Raw genomic sequence first — 4,877 nt, 5'->3', positions numbered from 1 at the left:
GTCGGCCTGGTTCTTCTCACCATCCCCCTGAGCGGATGCGGCACCGGCGCGCTGTGGGACAAATTCTTCGCCAAGGACGACACCTTCGTCGATGAGCCCGCGGACAAGCTCTACAATGAGGGCTTGTACCTGATGAACCAGCGCAAGGATAACAAGGCGGCGTCGAAGAAATTCGAGGAAGTCGACCGCCAGCATCCTTATTCCGACTGGGCGCGCAAATCGCTTCTGATGTCGGCCTACGCCTTCTACAGTGCCGGCGACTATGACAGCTGCATTGGCGCCGCGACCCGCTACGTCACCTTGCATCCGGGAAGCCCGGATGCCGCTTACGCGCAATATCTGATCGCCGCCTCGCATTACGACCAGATCCCGGACGTTTCCCGTGACCAGGGCCGTACCGAGAAGGCAATGGCCGCGCTCGAGGAGGTGGTCCGCAAATACCCGACCTCGGAATATGCGACTTCCGCCAAGAAGAAGCTGGAAGGCGCACGCGACCAGCTTGCCGGCAAGGAAATGGCGGTCGGCCGCTATTACATGGACAAGCGCGACTACACCGCCGCCATCAACCGCTTCAAGACCGTCGTGACCCAATACCAGACCACGCGTCACGTCGAGGAAGCGTTGGCGCGATTGACCGAGGCCTATATGGCGATCGGCATTGTTGGCGAGGCGCAGACCGCCGCCGCCGTGCTTGGCCACAACTTTCCTGACAGCAAGTGGTACAAAGACGCTTATAATCTTGTAAAGTCCGGCGGTCTCGAGCCGAGCGAGAACAAGGGTTCCTATATTTCCAGGGCCTTCAAGCGAATTGGCCTCGGTTAGGAACTAGACTCCCATGCTGGCCCGTCTTTCGATCCGTGACATCGTCCTGATCGAACGGCTCGATATCGAGTTTGCCCGCGGTCTCGCGGTGCTGACCGGCGAGACCGGCGCAGGAAAATCCATTCTTCTCGATGCTTTCGCGCTGGCGCTGGGCGGTCGCGGCGACGCCAATCTGGTGCGTCACGGCGTCGAGCAGGGCCAGGTCACGGCGGTTTTCGATCTCGCCAAGGGCCATCCGGCGCTGGTGATTCTTGCCGCCAATGGCTTCGAGGATACCGGCGAGATGATTCTCCGCCGCGTGCAGCTCGCCGATGGCCGCACCCGGGCCTTCATCAACGACCAGGCCGCCAGCGTGCAGACCCTCAAGGCGGTCGGCGCGGCGCTGGTTGAAATCCACGGCCAGCACGACGAGCGCGCGCTGGTTGACGCCGCCACCCATCGCCGGCTGCTCGATGCCTTTGCCGGGCTGGAGAAGGACGTGGTCGCGCTGGAGGGCCTTTGGGATGCCCGCAAGGCAGCCTACGCCACGCTGGATGCGCACCGTGCCAATATGGCGCGGGCCGCCCGCGATGCCGATTATCTGCGCCACGCCGCGGACGAATTGAAGAAGCTCAATCCTAAGGACGGCGAGGAGACCCGGCTGGCCGAGCGCCGCACCGGCATGATGCAGGGCGAGAAGATCGCCGGTGACCTGCGCGAGGCGCAGGATGCGGTGTCCGGCCATCATTCGCCGATCTCGACGCTGGCCGCCGCGGTCCGCCGGTTGGAGCGCCGCGCAGGCGCCTCGCCCGAATTCATCGAGCCCGCGGTCAAGGCGATCGACACCGCGATCAACGCGCTGGAAGAGGCCGACCAGCACCTCACCGCCGCGCTGATTGCCGCCGATTTCGACCCCGGCGAGCTGGAGCGCATCGAAGAGCGGCTGTTTGCGCTGCGCGCCGCGGCGCGAAAATATTCGACGCCGGTGGATGGCCTGGCCGCTTTGGCTGCAAAATTCGTCGCCGACGTCGCCACCATCGATGCCGGCGCCGGACAGTTGAAGGGTCTCGAGACCGCCGCGGCGGAAGCCGACGGCAAATACAGCGCCGCGGCAGCCAAACTCTCGGCATCACGCATCAAGTCGGCGGACAAGCTCAACAAGGCGGTCAGCGCCGAGCTGGCGCCGCTGAAGCTGGAGCGCGCCAAATTCATGACGCAGGTCGAATCGGACGTGGCCAATCCGGGTCCGCAGGGCATCGACCGCGTCGAATTCTGGGTCCAGACCAATCCCGGCACCCGCGCCGGCCCGATGATGAAGGTGGCCTCCGGCGGCGAGTTGTCGCGCTTCCTGCTGGCGCTGAAGGTGGTGCTGTCCGACAAGGGCTCGGCACCGACTTTGGTGTTCGACGAAATCGATACCGGCGTCGGCGGCGCGGTGGCCGACGCCATCGGCGCGCGGCTGGCGCGGCTGGCCGGCAAGGTCCAGGTGATGGCCGTGACACACGCCCCGCAGGTCGCGGCCCGGGCCGACCAGCATCTGTTGATTTCCAAGGATGCCCTCGACAAGGGCAAGCGCGTCGCCACCCGCGTCAATACGCTGGCCGCCGACCCCCGCCGCGAGGAAATTGCGAGGATGCTGGCGGGCGCCGAAATCACCGCCGAGGCGCGTGCCGCGGCGGATCGCCTGCTGAAGGGCGCGGCGTAGTTTCACTCGTCATTCCGGGGCGCGAGCCCGCCAGGGCGAGCGAACCCGGAACCTCAGAATGTTTTCGCACCACTTCGCAAGCTACGGTGCTCGTCATGTCCTATTACGTCTACATGATGGCCTCGAAGAAGAATGGTGTGCTGTACATCGGCATCACCAACGATCTCGTCCGACGCATCCACGAACACAAAACGAGTTCCGCAAGAGGCTTTACCTCGCGCTACAATGTGACGCTGCTTGTTTGGTTCGAAATGTATGACGATCCACTGACGGCGATAAGCCGCGAAAAAGAGCTTAAGAAGTGGCGGCGGGAATGGAAGATCAAATTGATCGAGGCGAACAATGCCGACTGGCGCGATTTGTACGCTGCGATTGTATAAGAGCAACCAAGATGAGATTCCGGGCTCGCGTGCGCAAAGGTGCGCCCGCGCCCCGGAATGACGAGTGTTAGTATGGCCCGCACAGCAAAACCCACTTCGCCGTCCGATCTGTCCACCCTGACCAAGCCAAAGGCCAAGGTCGAGCTGATGCGGCTGTCGCTCGAGATGGAGGCGCATAACAGGCGCTACTATCAGGACGACGCGCCGACCGTCTCCGATGCCGACTACGATGCCTTGCGTCGCCGCGTCGAGGCGATCGAAGCCAAATTCCCCGAGCTTGTCACCGGCGCATCGCCGACGCAGACCGTGGGCGCGGCGCCGTCGCGCGCCTTTGCCAAGGTGCAGCACGCGGTGCCGATGCTGTCGCTGGGCAATGCCTTCAGCGATGAGGAGGTCACCGAATTCGTCGAACGTATCCAGCGCTTCCTCAAGCTGGACGAGGTTCCAGCGATCGTGGCCGAGCCGAAGATCGACGGGCTGTCGCTGTCACTGCGCTATGAGAATGGCGAACTGGTGCGCGCCGCTACCCGCGGCGACGGCTTTACGGGCGAGGACGTCACCGCCAATGTCCGCACCATCGGCGACATTCCGAACACGCTGAAGGGCAAAAAGCTTCCCGCTGCCTGCGAATTGCGCGGTGAGGTCTATATGCTGAAGAGCGATTTCCTGGCGCTGAACCAGCGACAGGTTGAAGCCGGCGAAGACCCATTCGCCAATCCCCGCAATTCCGCTGCCGGATCGCTGCGTCAGAAAGACGTGGCGATCACCGCGTCGCGGCCATTGAAGTTCTTTGCCTATGCCTGGGGTGAAATCTCCGAACTGCCGGAAGACACCCAGCACGGCATGCTGCACTGGCTGGACAGTGTCGGCTTCACCGTCAATCCGCTGATCACGCTGTGCCAGAGCGTCGATGAAGCGCTCGCCTTCTATCGCAGGATTGGCGAGGAGCGGGCGTCGCTCGGCTACGACATCGATGGCGTGGTCTACAAGACTGACCGGCTCGACTGGCAGGCCCGGCTCGGCTTTGCCGGTCGGGCGCCGCGCTGGGCGATCGCGCATAAATTCGCCGCGGAGCAGGCGACGACCATCCTCGAGAAGATCGAGATCCAGGTTGGCCGCACCGGCGCGCTGACGCCGGTGGCGCGGCTAACGCCGGTCACTGTCGGCGGCGTCGTGGTGTCGAATGCGACGTTGCACAATGAGGATTTTATCAAGGGTATCGGCGGCGGCGGTCAGCCGATCCGCGACGGTGTCGATGTCCGCGAAGGTGACACCGTGGTGATCCAGCGCGCCGGCGATGTCATCCCGCAGATCGTCAGCGTGATCCTCGAGAAGCGATCGACCGAGGCAAAGCCTTACGCGTTCCCGACCACTTGTCCGGCCTGCGGCAGCCACGCCGTGCGGGAGAACGGCGAGGTGGTGACGCGCTGCACCGGTGCGCTGATCTGCCCCGCCCAGGCCGTGGAGCGGCTCAAGCATTTCGTCTCAAGGCTGGCCTTCGACATCGACGGGCTCGGCGACAAACAGATCCAGGAATTCTATGACGATGGCCTGATCATGCACCCGGTCGATATCTTCACGCTGCGGAAGCGCGATGAGCGATCGACCAAGAAACTGCGCGATCGCGAGGGCTTTGGCGAGACCTCGGTGCGCAACCTGTTTGGCGCGATCGACGCCCGGCGCAGGATCGAGCTGAACCGGTTGATCTTCGCGCTTGGCATTCGCCACATTGGCGAAGGTAATGCCAAATTGCTGGCGCGGCACTACGGAAGCTTCGAAGCATTTCGGGATGCGATGCTGGCGGCCGCGGCCGGGCAGCGCGGCCCGGAAAACACCTCGGAGGCCTATCAGGATCTCAACAACATTGGCGGCGTCGGCGAGATCGTCGCCGACGCGGTGGTCGAGTTCTTCGCCGAGCCGCGTAACGTGAAAGCGCTCGGCCAATTATTGCGCGAGATCGAGGTCAAGCCAGCCGAGCAGCCGCGAAAGAG

At 63.6% G+C, this 4,877-nt stretch carries 4 protein-coding genes; all 4 read left to right on the top strand.

Going from position 1 to position 4,877, the window contains the following annotated elements; genetic code table 11:
- The first annotated feature begins 6 nt into the window (after nt 1-6).
- Entirely contained in the window at nt 7-822 is an 816-nt protein-coding gene (locus Q0S16_RS26340) for an outer membrane protein assembly factor BamD (protein WP_295855549.1), read from the top strand.
- Nucleotides 823-835: 13 nt separating this feature from the next.
- On the top strand, nt 836-2,506 hold the full coding sequence (recN, locus tag Q0S16_RS26335; RefSeq protein WP_295855547.1) for a DNA repair protein RecN: 1,671 nt from the start codon (nt 836-838) through the stop codon (nt 2,504-2,506).
- Between the two features lie 95 nt (nt 2,507-2,601).
- On the top strand, nt 2,602-2,886 hold the full coding sequence (locus Q0S16_RS26330; RefSeq protein WP_295855541.1) for a GIY-YIG nuclease family protein: 285 nt from the start codon (nt 2,602-2,604) through the stop codon (nt 2,884-2,886).
- 72 nt (nt 2,887-2,958) lie between these two features.
- On the top strand, nt 2,959-4,877 hold a 1,919-nt coding region (gene ligA / locus Q0S16_RS26325; protein WP_295855539.1), incomplete at its 3' end, for an NAD-dependent DNA ligase LigA.

Origin of the sequence: Tardiphaga sp. (assembly GCF_025356345.1) — a bacterium.
Taxonomy (GTDB): Bacteria; Pseudomonadota; Alphaproteobacteria; order Rhizobiales; family Xanthobacteraceae; genus Tardiphaga.
This window is presented reverse-complemented; position numbering and strand designations above follow the sequence as displayed.

What these genes read in the sequence shown, in the direction of transcription:
- recN (WP_295855547.1), top strand. Translation starts at nt 836, where the DNA reads ATGCTGGCCCGTCTTTCGATCCGTGACATCGTCCTGATCGAACGGCTC.
- Q0S16_RS26330 (WP_295855541.1), top strand. Translation starts at nt 2,602, where the DNA reads ATGTCCTATTACGTCTACATGATGGCCTCGAAGAAGAATGGTGTGCTG.